Here is a 19609-nt window from a genome sequence, read left to right on the forward strand (position 1 = left end):
AAAGGCGGTTGGCATGGAGTTTTGTCCAGCGCTGGGGATAACCATCCCGGTTGGCAAAGACTCGATGTCTATGCGCACGACTTGGCGTGACAATGACGCGGACAAAGCTATTACCGCACCGATGTCCTTAATCATCACTGCCTTTAGTCCAGTGAATGATGTGCGGAAAACGGTTACGCCGCAGCTGCGCACAGATTTGGGCGACACCGCCTTACTGCTCGTTGACCTTGGCGCGGGTAAGCAGCGCCTTGGCGGTTCCTGTTTGGCGCAGGTGTATCAGCAAATCGGTGATACTGCACCAGATATTGATGACCCTAAGTTACTGTCAGGCTTTTTTAATGCGATTCAGCTACTGCTAGAGAAAGAAAAAATCATCGCCTACCACGACCGCTCCGATGGTGGTACGGCGATCACACTACTGGAAATGGCCTTTGCTGGGCATTGTGGTCTAGATATTGATTTAGGCTCAGAAGGCACGGTTCACGGTGCGCTCTTTGCTGAAGAGGCGGGTGCCGTACTTCAGGTGAAAACAGCAGATATTAGTGGTGTAATGGCAATTTTTGCCGAGCACGGTCTAGGCGATCTGGTTCAGAATATTGGTAGTGTCGTGCTGGGCAGTGACGTGCAAATGCGTTTTGCCGGTAGCGAAGTATTGCGCGGGGAGCGCTTGGCATTGCATCGTAAGTGGCAGGAGCTGAGTTATCGTATGCAAGCGCTGCGTGATAACCCTGAGTGTGCCCAGCAGGAGTTTGATGGTCTCGTTGAAGCCGATCCGGGTTTAAGCAGTAAGCTTAGCTTTGATGCTCAATCGGATATTGCTGCACCGTATATTAAAACTGGCGTGCGGCCACGGGTGGCGATACTGCGTGAACAGGGTGTTAACGGCCAAATGGAAATGGCTGCGGCTTTTGATCGCGCCGGGTTTAGCGCAGTTGATGTGCACATGAGCGATATTCTCAGTGGTCGAGTTAGCCTCGCTGATTTTAAGGGCTTGGCTGCTTGTGGTGGTTTCTCCTATGGCGATGTGCTGGGGGCCGGTGAGGGTTGGGCAAAAACAATATTGTTTAATGCTCGGGCAAGAGATGAGTTCGCCGCTTATTTTCAGCGCGAAGATACCTTCTCGCTAGGTGTCTGCAATGGCTGTCAGATGATGTCAAATTTGCATTCGCTAATACCCGGCGCTGAGTTTTGGCCGCGTTTTGTGCGCAACCGCTCAGAACAGTTCGAGGCACGGGTAGCGCAACTTGAAATTCCCGAATCACCCTCCATATTACTTGCTGGCATGGCGGGTTCGCATATGCCTGTTGCGATTGCGCATGGAGAGGGGCGCGCGGAGTTTGCCAATTCGGCTCAGCTCGGCAGTTTGCAGCAATCTGGTAAAGTGGCGCTGAGATATATTGATAATCATTTGGCGGTAACTGAGCAATATCCGGCTAACCCCAATGGTTCGCCTGCAGGTATTGCAGGTGCGAGCAGCGCTGATGGTCGGGTTACGATTATGATGCCCCACCCGGAGCGGGTGTTCCGAACGGTGCAGAACTCCTGGATCGCGGATAATTCGGTGGAGGACAGTGGCTGGATGCGCTTATTCCGTAACGCTCGGGTTTGGGTTGGCTGAGTTCTTAGGGGGCCGGTTTTTACCGGCCTTCTTATATGTGTGGTATTTGGATGTTAGGGGTGTCTCGCCCAGTGTTAAACGGACACCGTCGCGACAGGCGGTTTTGGTGGAAATAGAATGTTAAATAAATATCCGCTCTGGAAAAACCTGCTAATTGTGGCAGTTCTGGGCTTTGGTTTGCTGTACGCAATCCCTAATTTGTATAGGCCAGACCCGGCCCTGCAGATTTCAGGGGAAAGTAGTGGTGTCATTATCGATCAGGCGCAGATGGAGCGTTTATCGGCAGCCTTGGATGCCAGTGGTATCGAGCATTTTGGCGAAAAGGCTAATGAGTCAGGCAAAAGTGGTTTGATCCGTCTGTATGATGCGGAAGTTCAGCTCCGCGCTCAACGGGTGGTACAGCGCAGCTTGGGAGACGGTTTTATTGTCGCCTTGAATTTGGCATCCAATACGCCTGAGTGGTTGAGTAACTTGGGTGCGCAGGCCATGAAATTAGGTCTGGATTTGAGCGGTGGCGTGCATTTCTTGCTGGAAGTCGATACTGAATCTGCTATTGCGACTCGACTGGAGCACTATAACTCCGGCATTAAGAAGAAATTACGTGAAGACGGTATTCGTGGTTTTGTGAGTTTAGGCGACGATGGTGTTATCACCGGTAAGTTCACGTCGGCAGACTTGCGAGATTCCGCACTGAATTTAGTCAGGAAGGAATTTACGGAATTAACCGCGCAGCGGGTGGACTCACCGGCTGGCGACAGCGCATTTTATTTTAGCGCGTTAATCAGCGAAGCGAAGCGCAAAGAAATTGAAGATTACGCTGTGGGCCAAAACTTAACGACCCTGCGTAATCGGGTTAACGAACTTGGGGTTTCTGAGCCCTTAGTGCAGCGCCAGGGCCGAAACAGAATAGTCGTTGAGTTGCCTGGTGTTCAGGATACCGCAGAAGCAAAACGTATACTGGGTAAAACCGCGAATCTAGATTTCAGATTAGAAGCTCGCTACGACGCGCCGATATCTGACCGTGAGCAGTTTGAATTTCGCAATCCTGGTCAAGGTGAGCCCAGTGCGTGGTTAGAGCGTGATGTGGTGATTACCGGTGAGCGCGTGGCAAATGCCCAGGCCAGCTTTGATCAAAATGGCATGCCTCAGGTCAGTATTACCCTCGACAGCGAGGGCGGTACGCTGATGCACCGTATGACCCGTCACAATATCAACCGCCGCTTAGGTGTTCTGTTTATTGAGCGTAAAAGTCGTACCCATTACAAAGTTGATGCGGAAGGCAAAGAGCACATCGTCAAAGTGCCCTATGACGAAAAGAAAATTATTAGCTTAGCAACGATTAAAGATGCCCTAGGCGTGCAGTTCAGAATTACGGGTTTGGATGCACCGGGAGAGGCTGCCGAATTGTCTTTGCTGCTGCGCGCAGGTGCGCTTGCTGCGCCAATCGACTTTGTTGAGGAGCGTACGGTTGGGCCGTCCTTGGGTGCAGAAAATATTGCACAAGGCTTTAATGCGGTGAAGATCGGTCTTGGCTTGGTCGCTGTGTTTATGGTGGTGTACTACCGCGTGTTTGGCGTTATTGCGGTTGCAGCGCTGGGTGCGAATATTGTTTTACTCACCGCCTGTATGTCCTTGCTCGGTGCCACGCTAACCTTGCCTGGTATCGCCGGTATTGTATTGACGGTGGGTATGGCGGTGGATGCCAATGTACTCATTTTCTCCCGAATTCGCGAAGAACTAAAAGCGGGCTTGTCGGTGCAGCACGCTATTGAGGCCGGTTATGGTCGCGCCTTTGTTACGATTATGGACTCGAATATTACCACCTTGCTGGTTGCTGTGATTTTGTACGCAGTGGGCACCGGGCCGGTACGAGGTTTTGCGGTCACCTTGTCGCTGGGGATAATTACCTCCATGTTTACGGCGATTATGGGTACACGAGCAATTGTGAATATGCTTTACGGCGGTCGTCGCGTCACTAAGCTGGCGATCTAGGGGAAACACATGTCTGAGAATACAAAAATTATTGATTTTATGGGCTTGCGCAAGCTTGCCACCATGCTCTCGGTCAGTTTGGTCGTAATCTCTATTGGCTTACTTGCCTTTAAAGGGCTGAATTTTGGCTTGGATTTTACCGGCGGTACCTTAATTGAAGTTATCTATGAAGAGCCGGTGTCTTTACCTGAGCTGCGGGATGAGCTCAAAGCGGCGGGTTACGACAATGCCGTGGTCGTGAATTTCGGTTCGGATACCGACGTGTTGGTTCGCCTTCCACAGGGAATGAGTCCAACATTAGGCGAGGAGGTCCTGAAGGTACTGAAGGCCGGTACGTCAGGTGAAATTGATTTACGCCGTATTGAGTTTGTTGGCCCTCAAGTTGGTGAAGAACTGCGTGAGCAGGGTGGTTTGGCGGTATTGCTCGCCTTGGTCGTGGTACTGATTTACGTCGCGATGCGCTTCCAAATTAAGTTTTCTCTCGGTGCGGTAGCGGCTTTGGGTCATGATGTCATTATCACCTTGGGTGTCTTCGCTCTAGTCGGGTGGGATTTCGATCTCACGGTATTGGCGGCTGTTCTGGCGGTAATTGGTTACTCGCTTAACGACTCTATCGTTGTCGCCGACCGTATTCGTGAAAACCTGCGTAAATTACGCAAACACGACGCTGTAGAAGTGATTAATATCTCCCTAACCGAAACCCTAGACCGCACGCTCGTTACATCTGGCACGACATTGTTGGTATTGATTGCATTAGCGGTGGTTGGTGGCGAGATGATTCACAGCTTCGCCTTAGCGCTGCTGGTGGGTATCGGTGTGGGTACGTATTCATCGGTTTACATCGTGGCGAGTATGCTGGTGTCGATGAATATCAGTCAGGATGACTTGATTGTGCAGGAGAAAGAAGGGGCAGAGATTGATGATTTGCCTTGAGTTGAGTCGGACGTCTGGGGTCTGACGTCGGAAGAGAAGGCAGTCGGGCGTCTGGGGACGGACGTCGGACGTAAAAAAAGCGCATTTGATGCGCTTTTTTTGTTTTTGCTCTTGCGTCAGACCGCCGACTTCAGGCGTCTGACTAATCCCTATCGCAATTTTTCTAAATGCGGGCGCACTGCCTGTAGCAATCCCTTCAAACACTTGGGATTGGCGGCAACAATATGGCCGCTTTCGAAGTAATTACCACCACCACTGAAATCACTGACCAAGCCACCGGCTTCGCGTACCAGCAAAATGCCTGCAGCGATATCCCATTTACTTAGGCCGATTTCCCAGAAACCATCAAGACGGCCGGCAGCAACATAGGCTAAATCCAGAGAGGCGGCGCCAGCGCGGCGAATACCGGCGGTTTCGGCGGCCACAGCTTCAAGGCTGCGCATATAAGCCGGCAGGTGTTGAGCGTTGTGGGCCTTGAATGGAATGCCGGTGCCTATTAAGGCGCCCTCTAAACTAGAGTTCATGGTGACCCGCACTCGGCGGCCGTTGAGTTGGGCGCCCCGGCCCCGGCTGGCGGTAAACTCTTCGCGCCGAATGGGGTCTAGGACCACCGCATGCTCAATCTGGCCTTGAAATACGCAGGCGATTGAAATGGCAAAGTGAGGAATGCCTCGGACAAAGTTGGTGGTACCGTCGATCGGGTCGATAATCCACTGGTAGTCGCTGCTGGCATTGCCAGACGCGCCAGATTCTTCACCGAGAAATCCGTGATCGGGATAGGCTTTTTGCAGGTGGTAAATGATCTCCTGCTCGGCCTTGCGGTCGATTTCGGTCACAAAATCGTTCTCGCCCTTGGACTCGATTTGAACGCGATCGAGTTGCTCAGAAGCGCGGGCGATGATGTCTCCCGCCTTACGGGCGGCGCGCAATGCGATATTCAGCATGGGTTGCATAGTACTAAGGCCTTGAATGTGCAAGCAATTGGAGGCGCATTATAACAGAGACTCGGCGCCCGACGGAGGCCTAATTTCATTGTTTCGCTATGTCCTTCCTGTTAGACTGACATCCCATCTCAAGGGGCAAAGAAGCACCGCTTTTTCCAGCCCTATATCTTATCGCACTATCAAAAAGGCATGACATGGCGCGTTTTATATTCGTCACCGGCGGTGTTGTTTCGTCTCTCGGTAAAGGCATCGCTTCAGCATCGCTGGGCGCTATTCTCGAGGCTCGCGGCCTCAAAGTTACCATGTTGAAACTGGATCCCTACATCAATGTAGACCCAGGTACCATGAGTCCCTTCCAGCACGGCGAGGTGTTTGTCACCGAAGACGGCGCTGAAACTGACCTAGATCTTGGTCATTATGAGCGCTTTGTGCGCGCTAAAATGGCTAAGGGCAATAATTTTACCGCTGGCCGAGTTTATGAAACCGTCCTGCGTAAAGAGCGTCGCGGTGACTATCTTGGTGGCACGGTTCAGGTTATTCCCCATATTACCGATGAAATTAAGCGCCGGGTCCTAGCCGGTGCCGGTGATGCCGACATCGCCATTGTCGAAATTGGTGGCACTGTGGGCGATATTGAAGGTCTGCCTTTCTTTGAAGCCGCACGTCAGTTAAAGGTTGAGCTGGGCGCTAAGCGCTCAATGCTGATGCACCTGACCTTGGTGCCGTACATCGCCACCGCTGGCGAAACCAAAACCAAACCGACTCAGCACTCGGTCAAAGAACTGCGCTCCATCGGCTTACAGCCTGATATTTTGCTGTGCCGCTCAGATCATGAAATTGACCAGAGCAGCCGTCATAAAATAGCGTTGTTTACCAATGTTGAATCTCGTGCGGTTATCCCGTTGCGCGATGTTGACTCAATCTACCGTATTCCTTCTTTATTAGCGGCGGAGGGCTTAGATGAGCTCGTGGTTGAACGTTTTGGTCTGGACTGCCCGCCGGCGGACCTTACCGAGTGGGATACCGTTATCGAAGGCGATTTGCATCAAGACCAAACCGTGACCATAGCCATGGTGGGTAAGTACATGGAGCTATTGGACGCGTATAAGTCGCTGAACGAAGCGCTAAAACACGCCGGTATCCACAGTCGGACCAAGGTGGCAGTGCGCTATATCGATTCTGAGGTAATAGAAAAAGAAGGCTTAGGCGTGCTTGACGGCGTCGACGGTATTCTGGTGCCCGGCGGTTTTGGCAACCGCGGTGTAGAAGGAAAAATTCTCACCGTGCAATACGCCAGAGAAAACAAGATCCCTTACTTGGGTATCTGTTTAGGTATGCAAGTAGCTGTTATTGAGTTTGCCCGCAATGTCTTAGGTATTAGCGGCGCGAATAGCACCGAGTTTGATGAGAAGTGCAGCGACCCCGTGATTGGCTTGATTACCGAATGGGTGACCGCAGAGGGTGACGTCGAACAGCGAAATGAAGATACCGATCTCGGTGGCAGTATGCGCTTAGGTGCCCAGCAGTGCCATTTGGTTGAAGGCTCTGGGGTAAGTGCCGTTTATGGTAGCGAGTTGATTACCGAGCGTCACCGCCATCGCTACGAAGTAAATAACAAATATGTTGAAAATATGCAGGCCAATGGCTTGAAAGTCGGTGGCTGGTCAGCGGACAAGAGTTTGGTTGAAGTGGTTGAAATACCCGATCACCCTTGGTTTATTGCCTGCCAATTCCACCCGGAGTTCACTTCAACGCCACGGGATGGGCACCCGTTATTCAGTGGTTTTGTGAATGCCGCGTATGCACACAGTAAAGCATAACGCGCTGCTTCAATGTCGGGATTTAAGGAAGTCATAGATGAAAGATAAAGTAGTGAATGTTGCCGGTATTGATGTGGCAAATGACAAGCCCTTTGTTTTGTTTGGCGGTATGAACGTTCTTGAGTCTCGAGACATGGCCATGAAGGTCGCAGAACATTACGTGACAGTCTGTGCTGAACTGGGTATTCCCTATGTTTTTAAGGCCTCTTTTGATAAGGCCAACCGCTCGTCAGTGCACTCTTATCGTGGCCCTGGAATGGAAGAAGGCCTGCGAATTTTTCAAGAAATTAAGCAGACCTTTAATATTCCGGTCATTACTGATGTTCACGAAATTCACCAGGCTGGGCCAGTGGCTGAAGTCTGTGACGTTATTCAGTTGCCGGCATTTTTGGCCAGGCAGACCGATTTAGTTGCGGCGATGGCCGCCACCGATGCGGTTATTAATATTAAAAAGCCGCAGTTTTTAAGCCCCGCTCAAATGAAAAATATTGTCGAGAAGTTTGCCGAATGCGGAAACGACAAAATTATGCTGTGTGAGCGCGGCAGCAATTTCGGTTATGACAATCTTGTGGTCGATATGCTCGGCTTTAAAATTATGCGGGATGTCAGCGGCGGGGCGCCGCTGATTTTTGATGTTACCCATGCGCTGCAATGTCGCGACCCGATGGGTGCGGCTTCCGGTGGGCGGCGCAATCAAGTTGCCGAGCTGGGCCGTTCCGGCATGGCTTTGGGTATTGCTGGTTTGTTCCTTGAGGCTCACCCCAATCCCGATCAAGCCAAATGTGATGGCCCCAGCGCGCTTCCCTTATCTGCGCTAAAGGGCTTCCTCGAACATATGAAGGCAGTGGACGATGTAGTGAAATCCTTGCCGACACTCGATATTCAATAGATTTTTAACTTTGTAAAGACAGACACGGAGAAAACTCAGATGGCAGAGATTGTCGATATTAAAGCGTATGAGATCCTAGACTCTCGCGGTAACCCCACCGTTGAGGCGGATGTTGTACTGGCCTCAGGCGCGGTCGGCAGTGCGTGTGCACCCTCAGGGGCGTCGACCGGATCTCGCGAAGCGCTAGAGCTTCGCGATGGTGACGCCAGCCGTTATTTGGGTAAGGGCGTGTTAAAAGCGGTTGCCAATATCAATACCACTATTCGTGATTTGTTGCTGGGTATGGACGCTGAAGATCAGCGCGCTATCGACAATGCTATGATTAAAGCAGATGGTACTGAGACCAAGTCTAAATTGGGCGCTAACGCCATTCTCGCAGTATCGTTAGCAGCCGCCAAAGCTGTAGCGATTGAAAAAGGTATTCCTCTGTACCAGCGTATTGCGCAAATCAATGGTACCGAAGGCCAGTACACCATGCCGGTGCCAATGATGAATATCATCAACGGTGGCGAGCACGCCGACAATAATGTCGATATCCAAGAATTTATGATTCAGCCCGTTGGTGCGCCGACTTTTGCTGAAGCCTTGCGTCAGGGTGCGGAAATTTTCCACTCGCTCAAGAAAGTATTGGTCGCTCGTGGCCTGAGCACCTCAGTGGGTGACGAGGGCGGTTTTGCACCGAATCTACCATCGAACGAAGCGGCACTTGAAGCCATTGCTGAGGCCGTTGCCAACGCCGGTTATGAATTGGGCAAAGATATTACCTTGGCACTCGATTGCGCATCCTCTGAATTTTACAAGAACGGCAAATACGTGCTGAGCGGCGAAGGCAAAGAATTTGATGCTGAGGGTTTCGCGAGCTATTTAGATGAGCTGAGCCAAAAATACCCGATTATCTCCATTGAAGATGGCATGGACGAAAGCGACTGGGACGGCTGGGCTACATTAACCCGTAAAGTTGGCGATCGCGTGCAACTAGTGGGTGACGACCTATTCGTAACGAATACCAAAATTCTGAAACGCGGTATCGATAACAAGATCGCCAACTCAATCCTGATTAAATTCAATCAAATCGGTTCGCTGACTGAAACTTTAGACGCGATTAAGATGGCCAAAGACGCAGGTTATACCGCCGTTATTTCCCATCGCTCCGGCGAAACCGAAGACACCACTATTGCTGATTTGGCCGTCGCGACCTCCGCTGGTCAGATTAAAACCGGCTCATTGTGCCGCTCTGACCGTGTGGCAAAATACAATCGCTTATTGCGCATTGAAGCAGAGTTGGGTGCAGCGTATCGCGGCCGTGATGAATTTCGCGCCTAACAATGTTCGGGCAGTTTGCGCTGCCCTTTGATTTTTACCGGCAGGTATTGAGATCAGTATGGGTATGAGTGAGATGGCAGCACAATGACTCGCCGGCGATTGCTTTTATTACTGCTGGTCCTTTTGGTCATGTTGCAATTCAGGTTGTGGACTGGCACCGGTAGCTGGGAACAAATCACCAGTTTACGTCGCGATATTGCCCAGCAGAAAAAAGTCAATGCCGACTTGAATCAGCGCAATGAGCGCTTGTACGGTGAAGTGCGCAGTTTGAAAAACGATCTCGATAGTATAGAAGAGCGAGCCCGTAATGATATGGGGCTTATTAAAGACAATGAGACTTTTTACCTTATTGTTGAAGAATAGTTGGAACACAATAATAGCTTGAAATTTAACAGGCAGTGCCGACATGGTTGACGACAAGGGCCGAATACCGCGCCTTTGGGCAGTGGTGCCCGCTGCGGGGCAAGGCAGCCGCTTTGGCGCTGAGCTGCCCAAACAATATTCACCTCTCGCCGGAAAAACCGTTATCGAGCACAGTCTTGATGCCTTGTTGCGCTGTCCTGAGCTTGCCGGAATTGTTGTCGCCCTACACGCTGATGACAAAGACTTCGCGCAACTATCTTGCGCCAAGCACCCAAAGGTGACGCAGGTCGCTGGGGGGCGCGAGCGAGCGGATTCCGTTGCGCTGGCAATGGCGAGTTTGACGGACGCTGAAGCCCACGACTGGGTTTTAGTGCATGATGCTGCGCGTCCCTGTCTGAGTGAACAAGATCTTCAAACCTTGTTGTTTAAGGGGCGTAGTCACGCCGTGGGCGCTATTTTAGCCGCGCGTGTGGTTGATACCGTTAAGCGTGCAAGTGACGAACAGGAAGCTGTTACCACCGTGGATCGTAATAATTTATGGCGGGCTTTAACGCCTCAGTTATTTCGCTACGGCGCGTTGCGTGAGGCCTTGGAATACTGTCGGGAGCGGGCGTTACCGGTAACGGATGAGGCTTCAGCGATGGAACACTTGGGAGGCCAGGCACTTTTGGTGGAAGGTAGTCATCGCAATATTAAAATTACTTACCCCGATGACCTCACCATTGCCGAGGTTTTTCTGGCGGGAGCCTTAAATGCCTAGTATTCGTATTGGTCACGGTTACGATGTTCACCGCTTAGATAGTGGTGAGGGTATTCATCTTTGCGGGGTTTGGATTCCGTGCTCATTCCGGCTAATCGCTCATTCCGATGGTGATGTTGCCTTACATGCGCTTTGCGATGCCTTACTTGGCGCCTTGGCGCTTGGGGATATTGGCAAACATTTTCCTGATACTGACTCACGCTATAAAGGTGCAGACAGCGCCCAATTACTGGCCCATTGTTACCAATTGATAAAAGCCCAAGGTTATCAGCTTGGCAATGCCGATATCACTATCGCCGCTCAGGCCCCGCGCCTTGCCAACTATATTCTTGCGATGCGTGAATCAATTGCCAAGGTATTGTTTGTGGATGTTGGTCAGATCAGTGTGAAAGCCACAACGACTGAAAAGCTCGGCTTCATTGGACGCAGTGAAGGTATTGCCGTTGATGCCGTGGTGTTATTGGAGCGGTGTGATGCTCGCTGATTGGCCGCGAGCGATGGGTGTTCCGACTGTTAGCGGGGTATTAAAAGCTCAGCCTGAGGATTTCGTGGTTGAGGAAGTATTTCCCGTCGACTTTAGTGACGATGGCGAATTCGATTGGCTGTGGATTGAGAAGCGGGGCGATAATACTGAATACGTTGCGCGTCAGCTCGCCAGAATTGCTGGCGTGCAGCCCAAGGCCGTTAGCTACTCCGGGCAAAAGGATCGTCATGCCATTACTCGGCAATGGTTTTGTGTCCATTTACCGGGCAAGAATTTCCCTAGCTGGGATGTGCCTGAATCTGAGTCGTGGAAAATTCTGCGCAAGGGCCGCCATCGCCAGAAACTCCGCTTGGGTAGTCATCGCTACAATAAATTTACAATTTGCCTACAGTCCTTAATCGGTGACATAGCGGACTTGAATTCACGCTTGGAACAGATTCATCTCGGCGTACCAAATTACTTCGGCGAACAGCGCTTTGGCAACGAGGGCGGCAATATCACAGGCTGTCGGCAGTGGTTTGCTGGTGAAATTAAGCCGGGTCGCTTTGAGCGGAGTATGTATTTATCTGCGGCGAGGTCGTATTTGTTTAATGAGGTTTTGGCCCAGCGCGTGCGTGATGGGAATTGGAATAAAGGTTTAGCGGGTGATGTTTACGCGCTACGTGACAGTGGTAGTGTGTTTAGTGCCGAGCTCAATGACGAGACTGTCGCCCGAGTTGCCAGCGGTGATATTCAGCCGACTGGACCTATGTTTGGCAAAGCTGGTCGTTTAATCGTAGAGGGTGCGGTAGCAAGCCTCGAAGAGGCGGTGTATGAACAGGCCTCAGAGCTCTGTGCTGGCTTATTAAAAAACGGTTTGAATTCAGAGCGGCGCGCACTGCGCTTAATACCCCGGGATTTTCAATGGCGGTTTACGGGTAATAAGTCGCTGGAGTTAAGCTTTTCCTTGCCTAGGGGCTGTTTCGCCACGGCGCTTGTGCGAGAATTAATCAGCTATCCACTGGCGAGCTAGGGGCGGCAAACGAGTCGTTGTTTAATGGTATTAACTGAGAAAGCTGGGTGACAATCTTAAATTTACAAGGTATCGGGATGACATCCCAGCGGACCCGAGATCGCTTAATAGAGCGCTTGAGCGAGCGTGGGATCACCGATAATGCGGTGCTAAATGTCATTCGGGGCACTCCTAGGCACATATTCCTAGATGAGGCATTGTCCCATCGCGCCTATGAAGACAGCTCGCTACCGATCGGTTTCCAGCAGACCTTGTCTCAGCCGTATATTGTTGCTCGTATGACTGAATTATTACTGGCGAATGGTCCGCGGGAGCGGGTTTTGGAGGTGGGTACGGGCTCTGGCTACCAGACTGCCATTTTGGCGCAATTGGTTGATCGCGTTTTCAGCGTTGAGCGTATCCGACCATTGCAAGAGAAAGCGCGTCAACGTATGCGTCAGTTGGGGCTAAACAATGTGCAGATGCGCCACGCCGACGGCAGCATGGGTTGGAAGGATCGCGGGCCATACGATGGGATTTTGTCGGCAGCAGCGCCCGCTGAAGTTCCTCAGGAGCTATTAGAGCAGTTGGCGCTGGGCGGACGCCTGGTTATGCCTATTGGCCCCCAGGGCAAACAACAGTCTCTTTACATCTTTGATAAGACAGAAGAGGGTATCCAAGAACAAGTGATTGAACCGGTGTTATTTGTACCCTTACTCGCAGGTTTATTGTCTTAACGTTAAGCGACGCCATTACTACTAAGGAAAATTTAATGAAGGGATTTTACCCCGCGGTATTTATTCGCGGTATGGCCATGGGCGCTGCAGATGTGGTGCCTGGTGTGTCGGGTGGGACTATTGCTTTCATTACCGGGATTTATGACGAGCTTATAGAGAGCTTGAAGTCGTGTAATATTCAGGCTGTGCAGGTCTTATTTAAATCTGGCCTAACTGCATTTTGGCAGCACATCAACGGTGGCTTTTTGATGAGCCTATTGCTAGGTATTGCCACTAGTGTCTTGTCGTTGGCAAGGGCTATTTCTTACGCATTACATCACTATCCTGTCCCCCTTGCGGCATTGTTTTTTGGTTTGATTTTCGCGTCGGCATTGCTGGTGTATCGGCAGATACCGAGTGGTGGCCGGCAAGTCGCTTGGTTGATATGCGGCCTTGGTTTTGCCATTTTAATTGGTGAAATTCGCCCAGCGGATATTGCTAGTACACCATTGAATTTATTTTTGTCGGGGGCGCTGGCAATTTGCGCCATGATTCTACCCGGTATTTCTGGGAGTTTTATCTTACTCCTGCTGGGCATGTACCAGCCGGTGATTGATGCTGTCAAAAGTTTGGATTTGCTTGCCTTGCTGAGCTTTGCAATGGGGTGTGGGCTTGGTTTAATGCTTTTTGTGCGGCTATTGTCTTGGCTAATGCACCATTACCGCGCTCAACTTCTTGCTAGTTTGAGCGGGATATTAATTGGTTCATTGAGCATAATTTGGCCTTGGAAACTCTCTGATTCGGGGGCTTTACTTTCTGAGTCCCTCGCTCCCGGCTGGCAAAATGTATTTCCCTGGGAATATGCAGAGAGTGCAGAGCCTCAGCTGGCAATTTCTTTGGCCTTGGCTATGACTGGCGTCATCTTGGTGCTTTTGATAGAGCGATTTGCGAAAAAAGCCTAAAATTTTAAGAATATTTGCATCTAATAATTGTGATTTAAAGCTCAAATAGTGATCAAAACTGAGTTCGAGATGGTTGATTCGTAAAGTTTAAGGGCAAGGTCCTTTAAAAATAAATTGCCATTTGTCAAAAAAAAGGTTTTTTTTATGCGGTTTATCGGTCCTTCATGTGATGAGTAAATTGCGACAAATTGCTGGTTTTTGCTGTGCAATTATAGTCTTGGTCTCTTGTTCTACCAATGGTAGTTTCGCCCCTGTTTCTGATCGTTATAACCCTGCGGAGCGCACGCCACCGTATTATATTGTGAGCGCCGGTGATACTCTTTTTTCTATTGCTTGGCGCTATGGGTTCGGGGTTGAAGGGTTAGCGCTTGCTAACAATATGGTGCCGCCATATACCATTTATCCGGGGCAGGCATTATTGCTGAAGGAAAGTAATAAGCCACAGGTCGCTAAGCAAGAACCGATAAAACCATTAGTTCGGCCGAAAGCTAAGTCGACGGTAAGCAAGCAGAAAGTAGCACCCGCTGTTACGCCAAGGCCGTCAGTAAACATTGTGAATGAGAACTGGCGATGGCCGCTAAATGGACCTGTTGTAAGGTCATTCGTTGCGACTGGGCAGGCGCATAAGGGTATTGATATAAAAGGTAAAATGGGCGAGCCTGTATACGCAGCAAGAAGTGGCGAGGTAGTGTATGCAGGCAGTGGTTTGGTCGGATATGGCAATCTGCTGATACTGAAACATTCCGATCGCTTTTTAAGTGCCTATGGGCATAATCGGCGTATAAACGTAAAGGAGGGGGAGAAAGTTAAAGCGGGTCAAGTTATTGCCGAGGTCGGTGATAGCGGTACTGATTCAGTTAAATTACATTTTGAAGTTCGAAAGAACGGAAAACCGGTTGATCCTTTAAGGCTGCTACCACGGCGTTAGTTGTATAAAAACCGGGCAAAGCCTTTAAGTATCACTAAGTCGAGTAATAACAAACGCAAAAAAGGATTCGACGATGCGGGTATATGAAGAAGATAGCTATCGCTCAAATGTAAGCGATATGCTAGCTAATAAGGACGTTCAGGAAGATTCAGATCCTAGGAGCGAAGAGCATTCTGCTGTAGAGAAACCCATTAAAAAGGCCGCTAAACTTGGTCGTGCCCGGCGACAATCAAGCGATCTCGATGCGACCCAGCTGTATCTAAGTGAGATTGGCTTTTCACCCTTGTTAAGCGCAGAAGAAGAGGTTTATTTTTCGCGGCTAGCGAGAAAAGGCGATGACGCCGGACGCAAACGCATGATTGAGAGTAATTTGCGTTTAGTCGTGAAGATATCGCGGCGTTATCTCAATCGCGGCCTGAGCCTTTTGGACTTGGTCGAAGAGGGTAATCTCGGCTTAATTCGCGCGGTAGAAAAGTTTGACCCTGAACGTGGTTTTCGGTTTTCAACCTACGCTACGTGGTGGATTCGCCAGACAATTGAACGCGCGATTATGAATCAAACTCGTACAATTCGCTTGCCAATTCATGTTGTAAAAGAACTAAATAGTTATTTGCGTGCCGAGCGCGAGCTTACCCAAAAGCTTGACCATATGCCTTCGCCAGAAGAAATGGCGGTAGCCTTAGATAGGCCGGTATCAGAAGCAAAGCGTTTGTGTGGTTTGAAAGATCGGGTGAGTTCCGTTGATGTTCCTGTTGCACAGGACTCGGATCAAGTTCTACTTGATACCCTTGCCGATACTCAGGCATTGAACCCCAGCGATATTTTGCAGGGTGAGGACCTCTCTAACAGTATCGATCTATGGCTAGACGACTTGAGTTCAAAACAGCGCGAGGTCGTGGTGCGGCGTTTTGGCTTGCGCGGGCACGAGCCGGCAACGCTGGAAGAGGTTGGCCGTGAAATAGGTTTGACACGCGAACGCGTTCGTCAAATTCAGGTTGAAGCGCTTAAAAGTATGCGGGTATTGTTTGAAGAAAATGGCTTAAGTGCATCATCGCTGTTCGCTGAAGACTTTAGTTAGCCACACCGCGGCCGTGCTTGGGAGAGAGTGACAAGCTCTAGCAGCTGGGTATGTTTTACTACTAGGATTTTCAGTCATAAAAAAGCCCGCTACTGCGGGCTTTTTTATGACGTGGTGCTTAGCGCTCGAGGTACTGCAGCTTATTGGGTTTGTTGGCCCAATCCTCTGCATCCGCTGGCGGCGCTTTCATTTCAGTTATATTAGGCCAAACTTCAGCCAATTCCGCGTTTAATTCTAAGAATACTTGCTGATCTTCAGGCAGCTCGTCTTCAGAAAATATCGCATTGACAGGGCATTCTGGTTCACACAGGGCACAGTCGATACATTCGTCAGGGTGTATGACGAGGAAATTCGGGCCTTCATAAAAACAGTCTACCGGACATACTTCAACACAATCAGTGTGTTTGCACTTAATGCAATCTTCGCCTACAACAAAAGTCATTTTTGGTCAGCCCCTTTTCAATCCTGACTGTGGGTGGGTTACTCGCAGCGCGGTATTGTAACACCAGTGAAAAATATGGGTATAGGTTTAGCCTTAACAATAATTTAGCTGTGTATTATCGTTTTTACGCGTTAGTCCGTCATCGACCACCTTACTATAAAATGGCTTTAAGGCGATAAAGCAGCTCATGGGCCTGGCGCGGACTGAGTTCGTCGGGGTTAATGTCTTCAAGCTCCGTCACTACTGGGTGATCTGCGGTAGGCTGCGCCGCGAATAAATCAGTTTGTGGACCCGCGGTGCTAAGTTGGCCATGTTTAATTGCTTGAGACTCCAGTTGCTGAAGTTTGATTTTGGCGGCGCTGACAACCTTGGCTGGAATACCGGCTAATTTAGCGACTTGCAAACCGTAGCTGCGGTTTGCGGGGCCTTCTTCTACCCGATGCAGGAAGACAATGTGGTCGTTGTGCTCGGTGACGCCGAGGTGAACGTTGGCGGCCTTAGGGTAGCTTTCTGGCAGAACGGTTAATTCAAAATAGTGGGTCGCAAACAAAGTAAAGCCGTGAACGCGATCGGCAAGGTCAATGGCGCAGGCCCAAGCTAAGGATAATCCGTCGAAGGTACTGGTACCACGGCCGATTTCATCCATCAAAATTAAACTTTTGGCGGTAGCGTTGTGGAGGATATTGGCGGTTTCGGTCATTTCCACCATAAAGGTCGAGCGCCCGCCAGCGAGGTCGTCAGAGGAGCCAATACGGGTGAATATTTGGTCGACTAGACTGAGTTTTACGGCCTTAGCCGGCACGAAGCTGCCGATATGGGCTAGCAGTACAATTAATGCTGTTTGCCGCATATAGGTCGATTTACCGCCCATATTGGGGCCGGTAATGATGAGTGTGCGGCGGTCGTCGGCAAGTTTGACGTCATTCGCGATAAAAGGCTCGTCAAGAACACTTTCAACTACGGGATGGCGGCCTTGCTCGATATTGAGTAATGGGGTGTCGCTGAATTCAGGCTGGCACAGGTCCAGTTGTATAGCGCGCTCAGCCAAATTGGCAATGACGTCGAGCTCGCACAACCCCTGTGCGCTTATTTGCAGAGCGGCAAGCTCGAGGTTTAATGCGTCGAGCAAACTCTCGTAGAGATATTTTTCCCGCGCTAAAGCGCGGCTTTTACTGCTCAGGGCTTTGTCTTCGAAGGTTTTTAGTTCAGGAGTAATAAAACGTTCAGCGTTTTTTAGCGTTTGCCGACGGATATACTCAACCGGCGCCTGACCAGCCTGCAGCTTACTGATTTCGATGTAGTAGCCATGGACGCGGTTATAGCCGACTTTCAGAGTGCTCAGTCCGGTTTTCTCGCGCTCGCGGCGCTCCATGGCCAGCAGGAATTCACCAGCGTCGGTGCTAAGACTCCGTAACTCGTCTAACTCTGGGTCAAAGCCTTCGGCGATGACACCGCCGTCGCGCAGGACCATTGGCGGATTGTCGGCCACGGCACGGCTGAGTAGGTCGGCCAGACTTGGAAATTCGCTGATTTGCTCGGCTAAGCCCTGCAGATAAGGAATATCTAGGGGCTTTAATTGGCTTTGTAGCTCTGGCAATGTCGCCAGTGAGCGCTGTAGTCGCGATAAGTCCCTGGGACGTGCGGAGCGCAGGCCAACACGAGAGAGAATGCGTTCCAAATCGCCAATCTGTTTAAGAGTGGCGCGCAATGTCTCAAACTGATAATTGTCGAGGAGGCCCACTACGCCACTTTGGCGGGCAGTTAGAGTTGCCTGGTTGCGCAGTGGTCGGTGCAGCCAGCGGCGGAGAAGGCGCGAGCCCATGGCCGTTTGGCAGCGATCAAAGACGGAGGCCAAGGTGTTCTCGGTGCCACCGCCTAAATTCAGGTCGAGTTCTAGGTTTCGGCGGGTGGCGGCGTCCATTGCAACGGCGTCATCGCGGGATTCGTGTTTAAGCTGGCGAATATGGGGCAGGGCACTGCGCTGGGTGTCTTTTACGTAGTGCAGAAGGCAGCCGGCGGCGGCGACGCCGTGGTGTAGTTGTTCGCAGCCAAAACCGGCGAGGTCTTGTACGCCAAAATGTTGGCAAAGGCCTCGGGTTGCGGCATCAAAATCAAACTCCCACGGCGGCAGCTTGCGCAGTCCGGCAAATTTGGGCATGTCCTCGACGTGGAGATCGTCTGCGACAAGCAATTCCGCGGGGCGTAGGCGCTGTAATTCGCCAATAAATGCGGCGTGGCCTTTAACCTCTAAGACTTGAAAACGTCCGCTGCTCATATCGAGAACGGCTATGCCGAATAAACCGGCTTGGCCGCAGGCGGCGACCAGCAGCGCGTCGCGGCGCTCGTCAAGGAGCGCCTCGTCGCTTATGGTGCCCGGCGTCACAATACGGGCTACGGCGCGTTCAACTGGGCCTTTACTGGTAGCGGGGTCGCCGATTTGCTCACAAATTGCGACTGACTCACCGGCCTTAACCAATTTGGCTAAATACCCCTCGACAGCGTGGTAGGGCACCCCGCACATTGGAATTGGATTGCCGCCGGCTTTGCCCCGCGCGGTGAGAGTTATATCCAGTAATTCAGAGGCTTTTTTGGCATCCTCAAAAAACAATTCGTAAAAATCGCCCATGCGATAGAACACCACTTCATTGGGGTGCTCCGCCTTGATCTTTAAATACTGAACCATCATTGGCGTGTGGGATACTTCTACGCTGCTGGTATTGGCGTCTTTAGTCATTACGGCTTATTGGCCTTATTCGTTAGGCGATAGGGTTTCTATACAGCACTTGGGCTGTAAGTCGTGCTTAAATTACGCGTTGAATATAAGCCCGCAAGAATAGCAAATTGCATTAAAAACCACTAACTCTCTGCCGCTGTTAACGACCTTGATCCGCTGCTTGCCAAGGTTTTTGCGCGAGAAATATAGTGTGGCGGCTACCTTTGCCAGGGCGGGCACGTACAGTGTGGATACTGACTTTGAATCGCGCTTTCTTTAATCGAATAGCAAACATAGAGTCAGCGCCGGCTGACCAAATCGCCAATACACCTTCGGGGCGCAAGGTGGTAAATAGGTCTTCGAGTCCCGCCTGGGAATACAGCCAATTGTTGTCGTTTTGAGTCAGGCCTTCTGGGCCGTTGTCGACATCCAATAAAATAGCGTCATAGGCTTTGGGGTTGTCGCGTAATAATTCGGCCACGTCGCCAATATGAACCTTTGTTCTGGGGTCGCTTAAGGGCTGGCCAGCACAATCGCCTAAGGGTCCTTGATTCCATTCGACAACGGCCGGAATCAGTTCCGCGACAGTTACTTGGCTCGTGCTGCCCACCGCGCGAAGTGCCGCTGCTAGCGTATAGCCCATGCCGAGGCCG

The 19609-nt window shown here is 50.8% G+C and carries 18 protein-coding genes; 14 read left to right on the plus strand and 4 right to left on the minus strand.

Annotated features, from left to right (window positions below):
* The 3 genes from purL to secF all read left to right on the plus strand — a co-directional run.
* The coding region (purL, locus tag ABYT30_RS06480; protein ID WP_373095697.1) for a phosphoribosylformylglycinamidine synthase at positions 1-1618 on the plus strand (1618 nt) is incomplete at its 5' end.
* 117 nt (positions 1619-1735) lie between these two features.
* Positions 1736-3610: a protein translocase subunit SecD gene (secD, locus tag ABYT30_RS06485; RefSeq protein WP_373083547.1), complete on the plus strand. Its 1875-nt coding sequence runs from the start codon at positions 1736-1738 to the stop codon at positions 3608-3610.
* A gap of 9 nt (positions 3611-3619) precedes the next feature.
* Positions 3620-4543 (plus strand): protein translocase subunit SecF, encoded by a 924-nt coding sequence (gene secF, locus ABYT30_RS06490; protein WP_373083546.1) that lies wholly within the window; start codon positions 3620-3622, stop codon positions 4541-4543.
* Positions 4544-4692: 149 nt separating this feature from the next.
* Here the strand turns inward: secF and ABYT30_RS06495 are convergent, their stop codons facing one another.
* A complete protein-coding gene (locus tag ABYT30_RS06495; RefSeq protein ID WP_373095699.1) occupies positions 4693-5496 on the minus strand; it encodes an inositol monophosphatase family protein in 804 nt (267 codons plus the stop codon).
* 185 nt (positions 5497-5681) lie between these two features.
* Here ABYT30_RS06495 and ABYT30_RS06500 point away from each other — a divergent pair, with 185 nt between their 5' ends.
* From ABYT30_RS06500 to rpoS, 11 genes are all read left to right on the plus strand, one after another.
* Positions 5682-7307: a CTP synthase gene (locus ABYT30_RS06500; RefSeq protein WP_373083420.1), complete on the plus strand. Its 1626-nt coding sequence runs from the start codon at positions 5682-5684 to the stop codon at positions 7305-7307.
* Between the two features lie 37 nt (positions 7308-7344).
* The gene (gene kdsA / locus ABYT30_RS06505; protein WP_373083414.1) at positions 7345-8196 is read left to right on the plus strand and encodes a 3-deoxy-8-phosphooctulonate synthase; all 852 of its coding nucleotides are present in this window, start codon (positions 7345-7347) and stop codon (positions 8194-8196) included.
* Positions 8197-8235: 39 nt separating this feature from the next.
* A complete protein-coding gene (gene eno, locus ABYT30_RS06510; protein ID WP_373083415.1) occupies positions 8236-9519 on the plus strand; it encodes a phosphopyruvate hydratase in 1284 nt (427 codons plus the stop codon).
* Between the two features lie 84 nt (positions 9520-9603).
* Positions 9604-9882, plus strand: coding sequence for a cell division protein FtsB (ftsB, locus tag ABYT30_RS06515; protein WP_373083416.1), 279 nt, complete (start codon positions 9604-9606; stop codon positions 9880-9882).
* Between the two features lie 43 nt (positions 9883-9925).
* Positions 9926-10642, plus strand: a complete 717-nt coding sequence (gene ispD / locus ABYT30_RS06520) for a 2-C-methyl-D-erythritol 4-phosphate cytidylyltransferase (protein WP_373095701.1) — start codon at positions 9926-9928, stop codon at positions 10640-10642.
* Positions 10635-11126: a 2-C-methyl-D-erythritol 2,4-cyclodiphosphate synthase gene (gene ispF / locus ABYT30_RS06525; protein WP_373083418.1), complete on the plus strand. Its 492-nt coding sequence runs from the start codon at positions 10635-10637 to the stop codon at positions 11124-11126. The genes ispD and ispF overlap by 8 nt, the downstream gene beginning before the upstream one ends.
* On the plus strand, positions 11116-12138 hold the full coding sequence (gene truD, locus ABYT30_RS06530; protein WP_373095703.1) for a tRNA pseudouridine(13) synthase TruD: 1023 nt from the start codon (positions 11116-11118) through the stop codon (positions 12136-12138). The genes ispF and truD overlap by 11 nt, the downstream gene beginning before the upstream one ends.
* Before the next feature lie 77 nt (positions 12139-12215).
* A complete protein-coding gene (locus ABYT30_RS06535; RefSeq protein ID WP_373095705.1) occupies positions 12216-12854 on the plus strand; it encodes a protein-L-isoaspartate(D-aspartate) O-methyltransferase in 639 nt (212 codons plus the stop codon).
* Between the two features lie 35 nt (positions 12855-12889).
* Positions 12890-13795, plus strand: a complete 906-nt coding sequence (locus ABYT30_RS06540; protein ID WP_373081681.1) for a DUF368 domain-containing protein — start codon at positions 12890-12892, stop codon at positions 13793-13795.
* 169 nt (positions 13796-13964) lie between these two features.
* Positions 13965-14723, plus strand: a complete 759-nt coding sequence (locus ABYT30_RS06545; protein ID WP_373081700.1) for a peptidoglycan DD-metalloendopeptidase family protein — start codon at positions 13965-13967, stop codon at positions 14721-14723.
* Positions 14724-14796: 73 nt separating this feature from the next.
* Positions 14797-15801 carry an RNA polymerase sigma factor RpoS gene (gene rpoS / locus ABYT30_RS06550; protein WP_373081683.1) on the plus strand — a complete coding sequence of 335 codons (1005 nt, stop codon included), beginning with the start codon at positions 14797-14799 and terminating at the stop codon, positions 15799-15801.
* Between the two features lie 118 nt (positions 15802-15919).
* On the opposite strand, the gene fdxA is transcribed toward rpoS, so the two are convergent.
* The 3 genes from fdxA to ABYT30_RS06565 all read right to left on the minus strand — a co-directional run.
* A complete protein-coding gene (fdxA, locus tag ABYT30_RS06555) occupies positions 15920-16243 on the minus strand; it encodes a ferredoxin FdxA (protein WP_184462199.1) in 324 nt (107 codons plus the stop codon).
* 154 nt (positions 16244-16397) lie between these two features.
* Positions 16398-18977, minus strand: a complete 2580-nt coding sequence (gene mutS / locus ABYT30_RS06560) for a DNA mismatch repair protein MutS (RefSeq protein ID WP_373095707.1) — start codon at positions 18975-18977, stop codon at positions 16398-16400.
* A gap of 139 nt (positions 18978-19116) precedes the next feature.
* On the minus strand, positions 19117-19609 hold a 493-nt coding region (locus ABYT30_RS06565), incomplete at its 5' end, for a spermidine synthase (RefSeq protein ID WP_373095709.1).

The organism is Zhongshania sp. (assembly GCF_041623545.1).
GTDB lineage: Bacteria > Pseudomonadota > Gammaproteobacteria > Pseudomonadales > Spongiibacteraceae > Spongiibacter.